General features: G+C 32.2%; 18 protein-coding genes. 16 read left to right on the top strand and 2 right to left on the bottom strand.

Annotated features, from left to right (window positions below; all coding sequences use genetic code 11):
- Positions 1 to 84 precede the first annotated feature (84 nt).
- The 10 genes from KA856_RS11515 (at position 85) to KA856_RS11470 (ending at position 9,758) form a co-directional block, all read left to right on the top strand.
- The gene (locus tag KA856_RS11515) at positions 85 to 921 is read left to right on the top strand and encodes a YitT family protein (RefSeq protein WP_107384949.1); all 837 of its coding nucleotides are present in this window, start codon (positions 85 to 87) and stop codon (positions 919 to 921) included.
- Positions 922 to 1,219: 298 nt separating this feature from the next.
- Positions 1,220 to 2,023, top strand: coding sequence for an ABC transporter ATP-binding protein (locus tag KA856_RS11510; protein ID WP_107384950.1), 804 nt, complete (start codon positions 1,220 to 1,222; stop codon positions 2,021 to 2,023).
- Between the two features lie 8 nt (positions 2,024 to 2,031).
- Positions 2,032 to 3,033 (top strand): FecCD family ABC transporter permease, encoded by a 1,002-nt coding sequence (locus KA856_RS11505; RefSeq protein ID WP_210138706.1) that lies wholly within the window; start codon positions 2,032 to 2,034, stop codon positions 3,031 to 3,033.
- Positions 3,030 to 4,046, top strand: a complete 1,017-nt coding sequence (locus KA856_RS11500; RefSeq protein ID WP_107384952.1) for a FecCD family ABC transporter permease — start codon at positions 3,030 to 3,032, stop codon at positions 4,044 to 4,046. The genes KA856_RS11505 and KA856_RS11500 overlap by 4 nt, the downstream gene beginning before the upstream one ends.
- A gap of 245 nt (positions 4,047 to 4,291) precedes the next feature.
- Positions 4,292 to 5,260, top strand: coding sequence for a dihydroxyacetone kinase subunit DhaK (gene dhaK / locus KA856_RS11495; protein WP_210138705.1), 969 nt, complete (start codon positions 4,292 to 4,294; stop codon positions 5,258 to 5,260).
- A 33-nt stretch (positions 5,261 to 5,293) separates the two neighbouring features.
- Positions 5,294 to 5,869: a dihydroxyacetone kinase subunit DhaL gene (gene dhaL / locus KA856_RS11490; protein ID WP_107504978.1), complete on the top strand. Its 576-nt coding sequence runs from the start codon at positions 5,294 to 5,296 to the stop codon at positions 5,867 to 5,869.
- A gap of 1 nt (position 5,870) precedes the next feature.
- Entirely contained in the window at positions 5,871 to 6,236 is a 366-nt protein-coding gene (dhaM, locus tag KA856_RS11485) for a dihydroxyacetone kinase phosphoryl donor subunit DhaM (RefSeq protein ID WP_019468162.1), read from the top strand.
- A gap of 185 nt (positions 6,237 to 6,421) precedes the next feature.
- Positions 6,422 to 6,922, top strand: a complete 501-nt coding sequence (locus KA856_RS11480; protein ID WP_019468163.1) for a hypothetical protein — start codon at positions 6,422 to 6,424, stop codon at positions 6,920 to 6,922.
- A gap of 592 nt (positions 6,923 to 7,514) precedes the next feature.
- The gene (locus KA856_RS11475; RefSeq protein WP_210138704.1) at positions 7,515 to 8,582 is read left to right on the top strand and encodes a YkvI family membrane protein; all 1,068 of its coding nucleotides are present in this window, start codon (positions 7,515 to 7,517) and stop codon (positions 8,580 to 8,582) included.
- A 144-nt stretch (positions 8,583 to 8,726) separates the two neighbouring features.
- Entirely contained in the window at positions 8,727 to 9,758 is a 1,032-nt protein-coding gene (locus KA856_RS11470) for an alpha/beta hydrolase (RefSeq protein WP_107385968.1), read from the top strand.
- 361 nt (positions 9,759 to 10,119) lie between these two features.
- Here the strand turns inward: KA856_RS11470 and KA856_RS11465 are convergent, their stop codons facing one another.
- Positions 10,120 to 10,626, bottom strand: a complete 507-nt coding sequence (locus KA856_RS11465; protein ID WP_210138703.1) for a GNAT family N-acetyltransferase — start codon at positions 10,624 to 10,626, stop codon at positions 10,120 to 10,122.
- Positions 10,627 to 10,747: 121 nt separating this feature from the next.
- Between KA856_RS11465 and KA856_RS11460 the strand changes: the two genes are divergently transcribed.
- From KA856_RS11460 to KA856_RS11440, 5 genes are all read left to right on the top strand, one after another.
- A complete protein-coding gene (locus KA856_RS11460) occupies positions 10,748 to 11,665 on the top strand; it encodes an NAD-dependent epimerase/dehydratase family protein (RefSeq protein WP_210138702.1) in 918 nt (305 codons plus the stop codon).
- A 13-nt stretch (positions 11,666 to 11,678) separates the two neighbouring features.
- Positions 11,679 to 12,353: a response regulator transcription factor gene (locus KA856_RS11455; protein WP_181187681.1), complete on the top strand. Its 675-nt coding sequence runs from the start codon at positions 11,679 to 11,681 to the stop codon at positions 12,351 to 12,353.
- Positions 12,346 to 13,371, top strand: a complete 1,026-nt coding sequence (locus tag KA856_RS11450; protein WP_107385318.1) for a sensor histidine kinase — start codon at positions 12,346 to 12,348, stop codon at positions 13,369 to 13,371. Before KA856_RS11455 ends, KA856_RS11450 begins: the two co-directional genes overlap by 8 nt.
- A 725-nt stretch (positions 13,372 to 14,096) precedes the next feature.
- Positions 14,097 to 14,714, top strand: coding sequence for a DUF47 domain-containing protein (locus tag KA856_RS11445; protein ID WP_019468170.1), 618 nt, complete (start codon positions 14,097 to 14,099; stop codon positions 14,712 to 14,714).
- Between the two features lie 13 nt (positions 14,715 to 14,727).
- The gene (locus KA856_RS11440) at positions 14,728 to 15,735 is read left to right on the top strand and encodes an inorganic phosphate transporter (RefSeq protein WP_107385966.1); all 1,008 of its coding nucleotides are present in this window, start codon (positions 14,728 to 14,730) and stop codon (positions 15,733 to 15,735) included.
- A gap of 596 nt (positions 15,736 to 16,331) precedes the next feature.
- Here the strand turns inward: KA856_RS11440 and KA856_RS11435 are convergent.
- Complete coding sequence (locus tag KA856_RS11435) at positions 16,332 to 17,141, bottom strand: LysM peptidoglycan-binding domain-containing protein (RefSeq protein WP_107385293.1); 810 nt, start codon at positions 17,139 to 17,141, stop codon at positions 16,332 to 16,334.
- Positions 17,142 to 17,593: 452 nt separating this feature from the next.
- Between KA856_RS11435 and KA856_RS11430 the strand changes: the two genes are divergently transcribed.
- Entirely contained in the window at positions 17,594 to 18,256 is a 663-nt protein-coding gene (locus tag KA856_RS11430; RefSeq protein ID WP_107385965.1) for a Bax inhibitor-1/YccA family protein, read from the top strand.
- Positions 18,257 to 18,304 lie beyond the last annotated feature (48 nt).

Genomic DNA, 18,304 nt, shown 5'->3' with positions numbered 1-18,304 from the left:
GAATTTTTTTCGAATGATGTTGTGGTAAGTTCTATAGTTTGCTAATATTCAATTGATTGAAGTTAATTTGAGGGGGTCATGTGGGTGAATAAAACAGTACGAGATTTGTTATTTGTTGTAATTGGGTCATTTATATTTTCAGCAGGCGTTAATACTTTTATCATATCTGCTGATTTAGGCGAAGGAGGCGTGACCGGTATAGCTATCGTACTCTATTATGCCTTTCACATTTCTCCTGGTGTAACAAACTTTGTATTCAATGCAGTACTTATTGCTATCGGTTACAAGTTTTTAAGTAAGAGAAGTATGTATTTAACGATAGTGGCGACAATATTGATCTCACTATTTTTGGAATTAACAGTGAGTTGGAAAATTGAGACAGGTAACATATTAGTTAATGCAGTTTTTGGTGGTATGTCTGTAGGTCTAGGTATTGGTGTTATCGTTCTTGCAGGAGGGACAACTGCTGGAACAACGATATTAGCTAGAATAGCTAATAAATATTTAGATGTTAGTACACCATATGCGCTGTTGTTCTTTGATTTAATTGTTGTTGCAATATCATTAACAGTAATTCCTGTTCCGAGTGCGTTAGTCACAGTGATTTCACTTTATATCGGTACAAAAGTAATGGATTATGTTATAGAAGGTTTAAATACGAAAAAAGCAATGACGATTATTTCTAGTAAACCAGATGAAATAGCGAAAGTGATTGATGAACAGGTTGGACGTGGTTTAACAATATTAAATGGTAGAGGTTATTTCTCTAAACAAGAAAAAGACATATTGTATGTTGTTATTACTAAAACACAAGTTAGTAAAGCGAAACGTTTAATCAAACGCATCGATAATGAGGCATTTTTAGTTATACATGATGTTCGTGATGTTTACGGTAATGGTTTCTTAATTGATGAACATTAATAATGAAAAAAATCCAAATTAAAACCTTGATGCATCAAGGTTTTAATTTAGGTACAGTTACAATAATTCGACAAATAAGAAATTAATCATACGGTTTAAAATGCAATATGGCAAACCTAAACATATTTATAGAGCATACATATTGCATATTATCATAGAACATTTATTAGTCATCATATCTAAAAAATGATATAATATCATCTGTGATAATGATTATCATTTAAATAACAAATTAGATTAAAGTGATATAGATATAGATTGTTTTTTGGTACATTTTGTATTAGGAAGAAGGGAAATTATGACTCGATTAGAAGGAGAACAAGTTACGATAGGTTACGGGGATAATGTTATCGTAGATAATTTGGATGTTCATATTCCGACTGGTAAAATTACATCCATTATAGGACCAAATGGTTGTGGAAAGTCTACATTACTAAAAGCATTGTCACGTCTTTTACCAATTAAAGATGGTGAAATCAAATTAGATGGTGAAAACCTGCATACACAATCAACAAAAGAAGTCGCAAAAAAAATTGCTATTTTACCACAATCGCCAGAGGTCGCTGATGGACTTACGGTTGGAGAGCTTGTTTCTTATGGTCGCTTTCCACATCAAAAAGGATTTGGAAGACTTTCTGCTGAAGATAAAAAAGAGATTGACTGGGCAATGAATGTAACAGGGACTTATGAATTCCGACTACGTTCTATCAATGATTTAAGTGGTGGTCAACGTCAAAGAGTATGGATTGCTATGGCATTAGCACAACGAACAGATATTATTTTCTTAGACGAGCCTACAACATATTTAGATATTTCACACCAATTAGAAATCTTAGAATTAATTACTCAATTAAACCAGGAACAAGGTTGCACTATTATTATGGTGTTACATGATATTAATCAAGCAGTCCGTTTCTCAGATCATCTAATTACGATGAAACATGGAGACATTGTTGCTTCTGGTGATACGGAAGATGTTTTAACTAAAGAAAACTTAGAAAAAGTATTCAATATAGATGTAGAAATTAGTACAGATCCTAGAACAGGGAAACCAATGCTAGTTACCTATGATTTATGTAGAAAAAGCTATTCAGAAATTTAGGTGTAAACATGGCTACGCAAAAAAAAGGAAAATTAAGCTTCACAACAACATTTATAATTAGTTTGATTCTGTTAGTCATTGCTTTGACGGTATCAATATTGATTGGAGATGCTAAAATTCATATTTCAACAATATTTGATGCTATATTCAATTATGATAATAAGAATCAGCAACATAATATCATTAGCGAAATACGCATACCAAGAGATATAGGAGCAATGCTCGTAGGTGTAGCATTGGCGACTTCAGGTGCAGTCATTCAAGGCGTTACTAAAAATGGTTTAGCAGACCCGAGTTTAATCGGATTAAATTCAGGTGCTTCATTTATGTTAGCGCTAACTTTTGCATTTTATCCGACAGCACCATTTATAGTGCTGATGATTGCAGGATTTATCGGTGCTATCATGGGCGGATTTATTGTACTGATGATTGGCAGATCAAGAAGTGATGGTTTTAATCCAATGAGGATTATATTGGCTGGGGCAGCCGTAAGTGCTTTGCTAACAGCTTTAAGTCAAGGTGTAGCGTTATTGTTTAGATTAAATCAAAGTTTAACGTTTTGGAGCGCCGGCGGTGTTTCTGGTACGACTTGGGGACAGCTCGTTTGGGCAGCGCCATTTATCATTATTGCATTGGTTATCATCATTGCGATGAGTAAACATTTAACAATTTTAAATTTAGGTGAAACTTTAGCGATTGGATTGGGACAAAATGTTGCATTAACGCGAGCGATTGCTTTAATTATATCCATGGTTATGGCGGGTATTGCTGTAGCGATGGTTGGTCAAATAGCCTTTGTAGGACTAATGGTCCCGCATATTGTACGTTATTTAGTAGGTACAGACTATGCTCGTGTTCTGCCATTAACTGCTATTGTTGGTGGCTTATTGCTACTCGTTGCAGATACGTTAGCACGCATGTTAGGTGAAGCTCCAGTAGGTGCAATTATTTCATTTATTGGCGTACCTTACTTCTTGTATTTGGTTAAACGAGGAGGACGCTTTTCATGATAGACCCAAAATTAAGATATAAACAGTTCATTACCATGATTATTCTTATAATATTGATAATATTCGCATGTGCTTGGAGCATGACTTCAGGTGAATATAAGATGTCGATAGGTACTTTTTTTAAAACACTTATAGGTCAAGGTGAATATACTGATACACTGATACTTATGGAATTTCGATTTCCAAGGATGGTTATAACTATTTTAGCCGGAGCTGCATTAGCGATGAGTGGGGCTATTATACAAAGTGTGACTAAAAACCCATTAGCTGAACCTGGCATTTTAGGTATAAATGCGGGAAGTGGGTTTGCCATTGCATTATTTATAGTAGTCGGTCAAGTTAATGCGGATAATTTTGTGTATGTATTACCATTTATAAGTATGATTGGTGGTATACTAACTGCGCTAATTATTTTTTCGTTTAGTTATAATAAAGGTGAAGGTATCACTCCAGCAAGTATGGTGTTAGTAGGTGTAGGTATGGCTACAGCTTTAAGTGGCGGTTCGCTAACACTAATGTCAACGTTTGACGAAGATCAATCAGAGTTTATTGCTTCATGGCTTGCAGGTAACATTTGGGGTGATGAATGGGCATTTGTAATTGCCTTTCTACCTTGGGTCATTGTACTTATACCATTTTTATTGTTAAAAGCGAATGTATTAAATTTATTAAATACACATCAACATATTGCTCAAGGTGTTGGGGTGAAAATTGGTAGAGAACGCATTGTATTATTATTAATAGCAGTAATTCTGTCATCGGCTGCAGTATCTGTTGCGGGAGCTATTGGATTTATAGGATTGTTAGGTCCACATATTGCTAAATCAATTGTTGGCCCGAGACATCAACTATTTTTACCAATTTCTATATTAATAGGTGCATTTTTACTTGTATTAGCAGACACAGTCGGACAAGTGATATTACAACCTTCTGGCATGCCAGCTGGAATTGTTGTATCTATTATTGGTGCGCCTTACTTCTTATATTTAATGTATAAAACAAAATCAGTTTAAGTGCATCAATAAGGTTATCAAATTTTTGTACGTGTTAAATAAGTATGAAAAGAGATGAGCATATCGTTAAAGATGGTTGCAAGTAAAGAATAAATTTCATATATGAGCGGGTTTTAAAATCAATTTTGAAAATGATTGATTGTAGACCCGCTTTTTTTATAAAGAAAAAACCTTTGAGTTGTTAGCGTTTACATTTATGTGTAGGGTATACTATAAGTGAATAGTGAAAATAGGAGGTCCTCATTATGAAAAAGCTCATTAAAGATAAAACACAATTTTTACCAGATATGTTAGATGGTCTTTCGATTTCAAATAAAAATGTCGAAGTAATTGCTGACACAGTAGTAGTGCGTAAACAGCAAAAAGAAAAAGGCGTAGCAATTGTTTCTGGCGGTGGGAGTGGTCATGAACCTGCACATGCAGGGTATGTAGCACAAGGCATGCTAGATGCTGCAGTATGTGGTGAGGTATTTACATCTCCAACACCTGATAAAATTTTAAGTGCAATTAAAGCCGTGGACAACGGAGAAGGTGTACTGCTTGTTGTAAAAAACTATGCAGGTGATGTTATGAATTTCGAAATGGCTCAAGAAATGGCGGAAATGGAAGATATTCAAGTAGAGACAGTAGTGGTCAAGGATGATGTTGCTGTTAGTGATGAAGCGCAACGTAGAGGTGTCGCTGGTACAGTGTTTGTGCATAAAATAGCTGGATATTTAGCTGAAAAGGGAACATCGCTGTCATTAATTAAAGAAAAATTAAATGAATTATTACCAACTATCAAATCAATAGGTATGGCTTTAACACCACCGTTAGTTCCGACGACAGGACAGTATGGTTTCGATATAGATGATGAATCAATGGAGATCGGTATTGGTATACACGGCGAAAAGGGTCTAGCTCGTGAAAAAGTTGAAAGCGTAGATATAGTTGTAGAACGATTGATTGCCGAATTATTGAAAGAGGTAGAAGATGAACAACTTATCGTGATGATAAACGGTATGGGAGCTACACCTTTATCTGAGCTAAATATTGCAACAAAATACGTGGCACAACAATTAGAAGATAAACAAAAAGATGTTAAATTATGGTTTGTTGGAGACTATATGACTTCATTAGACATGGAAGGTTTATCAATAACCTTTTTACCATTTACAGAAACAGTTTATGAGGCATTGACTGCACCGACAAGTAGTCCATATTTTAATGCGTAAATAACGAATATATAAGACAGGAAGTGAAGAAGAATGAATGTGTCAGAGTTAAAAGAAAAATTGCTTGATTTAGTTGATGTCTTTGAAGAAAAAGAATCATTATTAACAGAATTAGATAGAGCAATTGGTGACGGTGATCATGGCGTGAATATGTTAAGAGGATTTAAAGCCTTACCCGAAAAGCTAGATGATAGCTCTATGTCTGCATTATTAAAATCTACTGGTATGACATTAATGTCTAATATTGGTGGTGCTTCTGGTCCACTTTATGGATTCAGTTTTGTGAAAATGTCTCAAGTTGTAGGCGATGAAATTGACAAAGAAAATTTAAAAACAATGCTTAATACATTTTCCGAGGCAATTGCACAACGTGGTAAAGTTGAACTAAATGAAAAAACGATGTATGACGTTATTGAACGCACTAATGAAGCGATTAATAACGGAGAAACTTTATCATTTGAAGATTTACAATCATTTGCAGAATCCACTAAGGAAATAGTAGCTACTAAAGGTAGAGCTGCCTATTTTAAAGAAGCTTCAAAAGGACATGTTGACCCGGGAGCACAGAGTAGTGTATATATTTTAAACGCATTGATAGGAGCTGATTAGTATGACGCAAATTATCATTGTAAGCCATAGTAAAGAGATCGCTGACGGGACTAAAGCGCTGGTAAGTCAAATGGTAGGAGAGGATATCACAATCACGGCACAAGGTGGTGTGAACGGTAAAATCGGAACATCATATGACGATATTCAAGAAATGGTGAATCAAATAGATGATGACACATTATGTTTTTATGACATTGGTTCTGCTGAAATGAATTTAGATTTAGCGATTGAGATGTATGATGGCAAGCATCGTGTAGAAAAAATAGATGCACCGATTGTTGAAGGTACTTTTACTGCAGCTGTAAATATTTCTGTAGGAAATACCGTAGACGAAGTGATAAATGAACTAAATACGAAATTTGGCTAAATGAAAAAATATGGAGTAATGACGCTATTCAAGAAGTTATAATTATATATATGAGTAGCGTATGTAATTATAACTTTTTCAAGTAACTTGACAAAAATATTCTTTTTTATATGAATATATAATTAAGATATGGTAAAATGAGACTTAACTATTAAAGAAATCTGGATATCTAGGAGGACATTGCAATGAAAGAATTGATACAAAAGCATGTCTTAAACGGCGAATTTGAATCAGTATACCGTCTTATGTCCCAGACAGATTTTATGGAATTTGAAGAAGCTTATATCTCAAGCGCTCATGAAGTGGAAAGTATCATGTTTTATACATGTATTTTAGATATGATGAAAACTGAAGAAACTGCAGAAATGCATGACTTAGCTTTTCTACTACTCGTTTATCCATTAAGTGAACTACAAGGTGCTTTAGATTCTGCGTATTATCATGCAGATTCATCCATAAAACTTACTGACGGCAAAGAAGTAAAAAGCTTATTACAGATGTTGTTATTACATGCAGTTCCTGAACCAGTCATTTCTGATAAAAAAGCATTAGAGATTTCTCGCCAAATACTTAAACTAGATCCAACGAATAGCGTTGCGCGTAATGTACTTAAAGAAACAGCGAAACGTTTGGATAATGTTGTCGTTGATTTCAATGAACTAAATCGTTTTAAAAATGCACATTAACTTGAGTGATAATTAAATTTTAGTATAGTGTTTAATTCTGATGTAAAAACAAATGTATATGAAAATGACTTTTGAGGCTGAGACAAATGAATTGTCTCAGCCTTTTATGCATGATCAAAAGGTCAAGTGAAACTAAGCGTTATTTTCTTAAAACATTGGGATGGCTCGTTAGGGTGGTACCATGAAAGCATTTTAAATCAATGAGATTTCTGTTCCGCTCATTTTTATTTTGTTATTATCATATGAGTGAAAATAACACTGTAATTTACTTTTTATATTTATTAATTACAGTAAGAGATGAAGAAATGAAAATTTTTTCAAAAAAATTTTCATTTTATTTTTAGAATTATCATAAAACTAGAAAATGTATAAAGTTGCAAAATCTTATTATGAATTGTTCATTTTTATAGTGTATCTAGGAATGGATGATTTATTTTTAAAAGATAAAATGAATGATTAAAAAGAAATATATTGTTTGACTATTATGTTTAATTTTAATGAATTGTGCAAATCTTAATTTTCTCATGTTGCAAATTACAGTCAGTACGTTATAATTACAAAATGTGTTAACTATGAGGAGGTTATTTATCACATGGGGTTGAATAAAGAAGCTATAAAAATTGGTTTCGCTTATGTCGGTATCGTCGTAGGTGCTGGCTTTTCAACAGGACAGGAAGTTATGCAATTCTTCTCACCATATGGCTTATGGTCATATATTGGTGTTTTACTTTCTGGGCTAATTTTAGGATTTATTGGAAGACAAGTTGCAAAAATTGGGACTGCGTTTGACGCACTAAACCATGAATCAACTTTAGACTATTTATTTGGAAATGCATTCAGTAAAATTGTAGACTACTTACTTATCTTTTTCCTATTTGGTATTTCAGTTACTATGATTGCTGGAGCAGGATCAACATTTCAAGAAAGCTTCGGTGTACCGACGTGGTTAGGTGCATTGATAATGGTAATCGCAATATATATCACACTATTGATGGACTTTAATAAAATTGTACGTGCTTTAGGTATTGTTACGCCATTCTTAATTATATTAGTAGTTATTATTGCTGCGTACTATCTTTTCAATGGTAGTATTTCATTTGGAAAAGTTAACGAAACTGTACCACATGACAGCTTATGGCTAGGTATACTTAAAGGTATTAACTACGGTGGTCTTGCATTTGCTGTAGGATTCAGTACTATTGTCGCTATAGGTGGCGATGCTTCAAGACGTCGCGTTTCAGGCGCTGGCGCGCTATTTGGAGGTATTATTTATACCATATTATTAGCGTTAATTAACTTTGCATTACAGTCTGAATTCCCAAAAATCAAAGATGCAGATATTCCGATGTTAACGTTAGCGAATGCAATTAATCCTTGGATAGCACTTGTGCTATCGGTAATTATGTTAGCAGTAATGTATAATACAATTTTAGGTTTAATGTATTCATTTGCAGCGAGATTTACAGAACCATACAGTAAAAAATATCATATCTTTATCATAGTTATGGTAATTGTGGCTTATGGTTTAAGCTTTGTAGGTTTCGCAGGATTAATTAACTACTTATATCCAATAATGGGATATGTTGGTTTAATTGTTGTTATTGGAGTACTTATTAAGTATTACAGTAGAAAACGACAAAACAAGAAATTTATTGCTTAATCTTTAACAGTGAAAACATAATTTATATATGATATAGCTCAGCTTGCCAACTTATGCAAGCTGAGTTTTCTAATTCATTATCCCTGTAATACTATTGTGAACTTATTTATTATGGTACAATGCTTCCGAAAGGAAAGGTAATCTATGAAGAAAAAACATAAATGGACCCTTATCACAGCTTTTATCATTGTCACTGTTGTAGTAGTTATGGCAGTACTTTTAAAACTACAGTATGATAGACAAAACACGGGTAAAGTACACGAAAAAGTTCAAATTAATAATAAAAATGTGAATGCTTTTACAAATATCACTTATGGTAAAGGATTGCCAAATAGTCGACTTGATATATTAACTCCGAATGAATTAGATCAAGATAATAAACTTCCAGTAATTTTTTGGATGCATGGTGGAGGATTTATTGCAGGAGATAAACAATATAAAAACCCATTATTATCTAAGATTGCTGAACAGGGTTATATTGTGGTAAATATTAATTATGCACTTGCACCAGATTTTAAATATCCTATGCAATTACAACAGATTGATCAAGCGGTGAGTTTTATTAAGAGAAATAAACATGAATTGCCTATTGATTTCAATCAAGTTATCTTTGGTGGAGATTCCGCAGGTGCACAATTATCAAGTCAATTCACAGCGATACAAACGAATGAATCTTTAAGAGAAGACATGAACTTTAAGCAACAATTCGAACCAGATCAACTTAAAGCGGCCATCTTTTTTGGTGGATTTTATGACATGAAAACAGTTAAAGCAACAGAATTCCCAAGAATTCAACTCTTTATGGAAAGCTATACTGGGAAGCGAGATTGGGAACAACAATTTAAGTATATAAGTGAGATGTCTACTATCAATCAAGTTACAGAGGATTATCCTCCAACATTTTTATCAGTGGGTGATGCTGACCCATTTTATAGTCAGAATATTGAATTCTATAAAAAATTAAAGTCAACAGACGTACCAGTTGATACATTATTTTATGACGGTTCACATAAATTGAGACATCAGTATCAATTTCATATGGAATTACCAGAATCGCAGCAAAATATGAAAGACGTCTTAAGGTTTTTAAGTAGAAATACTACTTCCTCAGGTGTTGAAACGGAATATCAATCTGAAGATGCAAATCCAAATGGTGTTGAATTAAACCCGTACTAGCTTATCAATGGCTAAACATGTTTGAATCAAATAACCTCAACTTTATAAAGATTTTGAAATAAAAAACACTTTCGTTGAATGCAAATGAGATGTATTCATACGGAAGTGTTTTTATTAATATTGAATAGATTCATATTTATTTGTTAGTTTGTTTTAACTATACGTTTGAGAATGAAATAGAAGTATTGGGGGTGACAATCAAAAGATGTTGCGCGCTAAGTTTGTCTTGGTATCATATATAATTCTATAATGATTTTATTGCTAAAATTTTCAAACAGAATGTGTTGTTATTTGGATAATTATCAAAAAACGATTAAACTGCAATTAAGGAAATGTTTACTAACTTATTACATTTAATCTATTAAATTAGTAATTTAGCCATGATATATTTATTATAATATCGATGATCAATAAACAGTTTATCTTTAAGTTCTCCTTCGACTTGATAGTTTGCACTTTTAAATAAATCAACAGCGGTCGTATTTTCGGGAACGACTTCAACTTCAATACGGTGAATGTCATGGTTTAAACACCATGCTTCTATGGAATTAATTAATGATTGTCCTAATCCTTTTTCGCGATAATGCTTTATAACTCCCATAGAAAAATGTGCTTCATGCCGTGTACGTTCGAAATTTTCGGTAGTGACAATTGCAAATCCTACAAGTTCACCGTTGTTTTCTGCAATATAAATTGCATTAGAAGGAGAAGTTATATAATGTTCTAAGGTTGCGATAGCATCCGTATTAGAGGGCGCGTACTCGCCAGGATTGTATATCAAATAATCAGATTCATCATAGATTGTACTTAATAGTTTTATAAAAGGTTCTATATCGTTGATACCAATTTCTCGAATTTGATGAACCATATATGTCCACTCCTCATTTCCAATTTTTAAAACTCAGTTATAGTATAACTTAACATCATTAACATGAATTTACTAGGGAATAATTAAAATAAGAAAAATATATGATAAAGGGTGTCGTATAATGAAACCGAATATATTGCTTGCGGGCGTCACAGGATATATAGGAAAGAATCTAATTGAATCCATTAAAGATGAAGGGGTCTTATACACATTGTCTAAGTATCCTAAAGAAAAAGAATATAAAGAAATTATTTGGCTTGAAAAGGACATTTATAATTATAATGATGTTTTAACTGCTATGGAAGGTATAGACATTGCAATATATTATTTAGACCCAACCAAACATTCTGCTAAATTAACGCATGCAACTGCTAGGGATATCAATTTGATAGCCGCAGATAATTTTGGTAGAGCTACAGCAAAACAAGGTGTGAGTAAGATTATATATATTAGCGGTAGTCGTTTCGATGTTGAAACGAAAAGACGTTTATCGGCATATGGCACTGAAGTAGAAGAGACGACAGCACAAGTGGCACGCCCACACGTAGCAGTTGAGTTACAAACATCGAAATACGATGATGTAAGAAGTGCGCTAAGTATACAATTACCGATGAATTGGACATTAAATCAAATGGTAACATATTATTTTAAATGGTTAGATGAAACGAAAGGAACATTATTACATACAGCAGAACAAGGAGATAATTTTATCGTTTATATGAAAAATAAACGTAATCCTATACTAATACTACGTAAGGTGAAGACTGAAAAAGATATCATAACGTTGTATCTTGTAAGTGGTAGTATTGTAAAACCTAATTTAAAAAAGCAGGGGAAATTAGAGTTTCGCAAATTAAAAGGTAGTCAACAAGTCATCGTACACCTGTTTGATTATATCCCGAAATTAACTTGGCCAGTATATTATTTATTACAATCACCTTTCCAAGATTTAATGATGAGAGGATTTGAAATTGATTGCCGCATTAAGCATTACCAAGGTCGAATTAATTCTGGAGAAAATATAAAATATACAAAATAGTTGAGGTGAGTTTATGGAAATTTTATTAGTGGAAGATGATATGACTTTATTTAAAGAACTTAGTGAAGAGCTGGAACAGTGGGATTTTAATGTTAATGGTATCGATGATTTTAATCTTGTAATAGAAAAGTTTCAAGAGGTGGATCCAGCAATTGTCATTATGGATGTTAAACTACCAAAATACGATGGATTTTACTGGACGAGAAAGATTCGAGAAATATCAAATACACCAATTTTATTTTTATCCTCAAGAGATAACCCAATGGATCAGGTAATGAGCATGGAATTAGGTGCAGATGACTATGTTCAAAAACCATTTAATACGAATATTTTAATTGCTAAGCTACAAGCGATATATAGACGCGTTTATCAATTTAGTATAGATGAGAAAAGGGTCATAACTTGGCAAGAAGCGACACTCGATCTTACAAAAGATAGTATTAATAAAGGTGATCAAGTCATATACTTATCTAAAACAGAAATGATTATTTTAGAGATGTTAGTAAAAAAACAGGATACAATTGTAACCAGAGACACATTGATAACTGCACTTTGGGACGATGAGGCGTTTGTCAGTGATAATACCTTAACTGTAAATGTGAATCGTTTAAGAAAGAAGCTTGCAGATATAAATATGAAAGATGCAATTGAAACTAAAATCGGTAAGGGTTACATGGCTCATGGATAGTATTAAATGGGTTTGGTTATTTCTCCGTTCACGGAAAAATTGGATATTTTGGTTACTCATTTTACAATTCATCTTTTTAGGTATTGCTTTTTTAGATTATGATTTAAATGTAAACAGTGTTTTATATATTATTATTTTAAATATAGGATTAAGTTGTATTTTTTTATTATTTACATACTTAAAAGAAGTTAAGTTTTATAAACACTTAGATGATAATATAGAACCCGAAGCGTTAAAGCATAAATCACTGGCAGATACGCCATTTCAACAAGAGATGTTAGAGTATTTATATGATCAAATTACGACACAAAAAAAATTAGTGACTGAACAAAAACAACAAATTAAATCTACTGAAGCTGCGTTAACAGATTTCGTGCATGATATTAAGACACCAGTCACTGCATTGAAATTATTGATTGAAAAAGAAAATGATGATAATAGAAGACGTGCACTACTATTTGAATGGACACGTATCAACGATATGTTAGATAAACATTTGTTTTTGACTCGATTAGAGTCACAAAATAAAGATATGTATTATGAATACGTGTATTTAAAGCGCTTAGTCATAGATGAAATACAGATTACTAGATATATTAGCCAAGCGAAAGGCATTGGTTTTGATCTTGAATTTGACGACGATTATAAAGTATATACAGATACTAAATGGTGTCGAATGATGATAAGACAAATTCTTTCTAATGCGATTAAATATAGTGAAAATAGCACAATTTATATAAGTGGAAGGCTGATTGAAAACCATGTGACGTTGGAAATTAAGGATGAAGGTAGGGGAATAAGTAAAAAAGACTTACCAAGAATTTTTGATAAAGGTTTCACCTCAACGAAAAATCGTAATGAAACGACGTCTTCTGGTATAGGGCTATATCTGGTGAAAAATGTAAAAGAAAAATTAGCTATAACTGTTCATATCAATTCTGAAATCAATAAAGGAACGAAAGTACAGTTTGTTTTTCCAAACCAAAACGAAATTGTTGAAAGGTTATCTGATTATTAAATCTGTTCATATGCAATATATGAAAATGCGATGACAAATAAGATGTCTAAATATTGTATTTATCGACTATGGCGAATCAAAATTTACACAAAGTGTAAAAATGCGGAGCTTGAGACATGAATTACGAAAGTGGCAATCCCTAATTTTGCTAAAGGGATTGCCATTTTTGTTATTACTCATATTTAGTGTAATTAAAATAAAAAATATATTCGCGTTTGACGTTATTGCGTATTAAGTAAACCTTTGACCAAAATATTTGTTTTCATAAATTTAAAGATAAGCACTACCTTGAAATGATTTTGTGTATGTTAATTTTGAGAAATATAGAAAAATAATTGTTGATTATAAATTGTAATTATGCAATTATTGCTATTGTGCGTTTTGATGTATGAATTTATAAATTTCTAAATCATTTTTGAAAAAATATAAATACGACAGAACGATATACACACAATTATTAATTTAACGAAAATGTAATGTTAAGAATTTGTAAATTTAATTGTAGGATTGTTAAATTTGTGCTATTTTCAAATAAGGACAAATCAACATTTGTGAGATTTTTTAAACCTAGTAAGCAAATACTCATTTACATAATATTAATAAATCAAAAAAAGTAATGGGTGTATTGTAAATCTTGCCAATTTTAATTTGTCTAGAAAAGAATGTAATTTTTTAAATTTATTGAAGGTGATTGTATTGGTCACTGTAAATGGAGGATTTTTTGAATGTTTAACAAGAAAAAAGATAAGTTCATGGTGAAACTTGAAGAAATGGTTTTCAACTTAGACCGTGCAGCAATTGAATTTGGTAAAATGGATTTTAATACACACTTAGACCTTAAAGCATATTCAGATAATATTAAAACATACGAATCGCATGGTGATGAGCTTATGCATCAAGTGATTTCGGATTTGAACCAAACATTCATTACACCTATTGAACGTGAGGACATCCTCTCTTTATGTAACGCTATTGATGATGTTTTAGATGCAATTGAAGAAACATCAGCAATGTTTGAAATGTACTCTATAGAATATACAGATGAATATATGGCTGAATTTGTTGATAATATCCAAAAAGCTATTGCTGAAATGAAATTAGCAGTAGGCTTACTTGTCGATAAAAAATTATCTCACATGCGCATTCATTCTATTAATATTAAAGAATTTGAAACTAACTGTGATGGTATATTACGTCAGTCAATTAAACATATTTTTAACAGTGAAACAGATCCTATCACACTTATTAAAATCAAAGAGATTTATGAAAGTCTAGAAGAAATTGCCGATAAATGTCAAGCTGTAGCGAATAACTTTGAAACAATAATAATGAAAAATAGCTAAGGAGTCCTAACTTATGGAATATATTTTGATTATCACAGTAGCTATCGTTATTTTTTCTTTGATATTTGACTTTATCAATGGTTTCCATGATACAGCCAATGCCGTCGCTACTGCTGTTTCAACACGTGCATTAACTCCTAGAACTGCGATTATTTTGGCGTCAGTTATGAACTTTATTGGTGCATTAACATTTACTGGAGTTGCAAGTACGATAACAAAAGATATTGTAGATCCATTTAAATTAGAAAATGGTCTAGTTGTGGTTTTAGCTGCTATTTTGGCAGCAATTATTTGGAATTTAGTAACTTGGTTTTTTGGAATACCTAGTTCATCTTCACATGCATTAATTGGCTCAATCGCTGGTGCAGCAATTGCTTCACAAGGTACATTTGCTGTATTACACTATCAAGGCTTTACAAAAATAATAATTGTATTACTTTTATCACCAGTTATTGCGTTTTGTGTTGGTTTTATTATGTATTCAATTGTTAAAGTAGTTTTCAAAAATGCAAATCTTACGAAAGCAAATCGTAATTTTAGATTTTTCCAAATTTTCACTGCTTCATTACAATCATTTTCACATGGTACAAATGATGCACAAAAATCAATGGGTATTATTACTTTAGCGCTTATAGTTGCGAATATCCAAACAGGTACAAGCACCGAGCCTCAACTATGGGTTAAGGTTGCCTGTGCTACTGCGATGGGGTTAGGTACAGCTGTTGGTGGTTGGAAAATCATCAAAACAGTTGGTGGAAACATAATGAAAATACGTCCAGCTAATGGTGCAGCAGCTGATTTATCTTCTGCTTTAACTATTTTTGTTGCGTCATCATTGCATTTTCCACTTTCAACGACGCATGTCGTGTCTTCATCTATATTAGGTGTAGGTTCTTCTAACCGTATTAAAGGTGTGAAATGGAATACTGCACAACGTATGATTATTACTTGGGTAATCACATTACCTATTTCTGCGTTATTAGCCGCTTTAATATATTTTGTAATCAATCTTGTTTTATAAGTATTAACAATGGTTAATAATAAATAACTAAATAAATTTAAGAATGAGTTTAAGACCTACATCTTATTCTTAAGATAAAGGACTAATCTAAATACAATAGGGTTGATCCTTTCAGTCTGCCGACAAAGTCTCTGATTTTGTCGGCAGTTTTTTTGTGCGTGCTTTTCCTTGGGTATTGTCTTACAGCAGTATTCAGCATGTGCACTTCCACAGAAGTCGACTCAAATCACTGGCGAAATTATAATATAAAATAAGCAGTGGTGTTATTTGTTATGTTGAATCAATCAATTGATAAAGGCGATTAATGAAATAATTAAACAAAGGGGTAGAGGAGAGAAAAGGAAAGAAGATAAAAATATGTATCAATTTAAATGAAATAGTAGTACAGATTTAACTCATAAATATATTGATCTAATATGATCACAATTTAGATGAAGGCAGTGAATACTTATCTAATCAAAAAAATGAGTCAAGAGATGAAAATTGAGAAAAAGAAAACGTCAATTTCTATATGTTTTCCATAGAAATTGACGTAATATTTGTTTGATAAAGAGGTTTAAGTCCTTCCTCTTTTTTAATCATTCATTTTGGTTATCTTAATGAATATAATTATAGCTAGAAGCAGTAGATGCTGGAATTGTACGATAATCTACTGTACCTGGAGGTGTATTATAATTCATTTCTGATATTAAAATACTGCCATCAGGATTTACTTGCTCAACATATGCTACGTGACCAATTGGACCTTCATAATTTTGCATGATAGAACCAGCAGTTGGCGTGTTGTTTACTGTATAGCCATCTGCTGCAGCATTGTTAGCCCAGTGATCAGCGTTCCACCAATATGTACTAATTGGTTGTCCAGTTTCTGCTCTACGATTAAATACATGCCATGTACATTGACCCCAATCATATAAATTAGCGTCACTAGCAGAAGTATTACCTGTAGAAGGTGTTTGTGTAGCAGTGTTACCAGAACCACCTGAACCGCCAACACTTGATCCATTTGGAATCGTAAGTGATTGACCTGGATGGATTAAATAACCATTTAGATTATTTTCTGACATTAGTGCATCTACTGAAACACCATAATTGTTAGCAATGATGTTTAATGATTCACCAGATTTAACTGTATGTGAAGAACCACCTGATGTTTGTGAAGAAGTGTTTGAACTTGAGCTTTGACCACTTCCACCAACTTCGATAACTTGTCCCGGAAATACCATATTGTTATCGAGGTTATTGTTTTGTTTAATCTCATCTACTGAAACACCATATTGTTCTGAGATTGTCCATAGTGACTCACCTGATTGTACTGTATGTTGTGTTGATGCTTCAGCTTCATGGTTAGCAATAAACGCTGCTGCACCTGAAGCAGCAGTTACTGCAAATGCGAACTTTTTCAAAAGAACTCCTCCTCACACCTATATAAATAACTCATTTCAAATTATATATATCTGTATTGATTTTCTTTAATTGAATTCATGTTACATACTAACAAAAAATAGGCGACTTGTGTTTATTGTTATAGAGATGTAACATTATTAACATTTTAGTGCGTTGGTATGTAAACATAATAAATACTTTTGTTATGGACTTTAAACGGGGTTTGAGTTTTAGAATTCATTTTAAAATTTATTACTTTGTAACATTTGAAAATGTGTAAATTTCAATTAACTTAAATATCTTTTTAGAATTGATAATAAAATGTTTGATTTAACTTGGAATAGTGAAAATGAAAGTAATACATTTAATCAAAAACAAAACTATAACGACGTTTAAGCACCTTGATTATACAAATCAGCAAATAAATTTCAATTAATGTGTAAAACGTTATAACATCTAAGGAGTGAATTGGTTGGCTGAATCAACACAACAAATTAATCAAAAGCAATCTAAATCTAAAAAGGACAAATCCAAATCCCATGCGTATGGTAAAGTATGGTTATTCTTTGTTTATTATTGGATTATTTTTGGTATTGGCTGTTATTTTGGACAGTTTTTACCTATGGAATGGAGAAAGCCACTATCTATCGTCTTACTCGTATTAGTATTATTTACAGTTTTAACTAATCGTGCACGTAAGTATGGATTGGTTATTTCACATATATATGCCATAGTTGTCGGATTATTGTCCTATGCTACATTTACAGCTTATTTGCAAAATTTAGGGCCAGAAGTGTTTTATAAAAATGTGCTATTAGCAATAGGTGCTTTTATCGCATTTGGTATAATTGGCTATTTCATTGTCGATAACGCTGCAGGTATGGGTAAATACTTATTTGTTACGTTAGTCGCACTGATTGTTGCTGGAATCATCGGTATGTTTGTGCATAATCCAATATTCCATACAATCATTACAGTAGTAGGTTTATTGTTATTCTTATTATATACTATATATGATTTTAATCGTATGAAACGTGGTCAGTTTTCTCCACGAGAAATGGGATTCAATTTATTCATCAATTTATTACACATTATCAAATATGTATTAAGACTAGCGAACAAATTTAAAAAGTAATATATAAGATAAAAATTTACAAACCGAAAGTTATAAATTCTAATAAAA

This window comes from Staphylococcus sp. GDB9P120P, from assembly GCF_017893435.1.
GTDB lineage: Bacteria > Bacillota > Bacilli > Staphylococcales > Staphylococcaceae > Staphylococcus > Staphylococcus cohnii.
The sequence above is the reverse complement of the archived record's forward strand: the minus strand, read 5'-3'. Positions and strand labels throughout refer to the sequence as shown.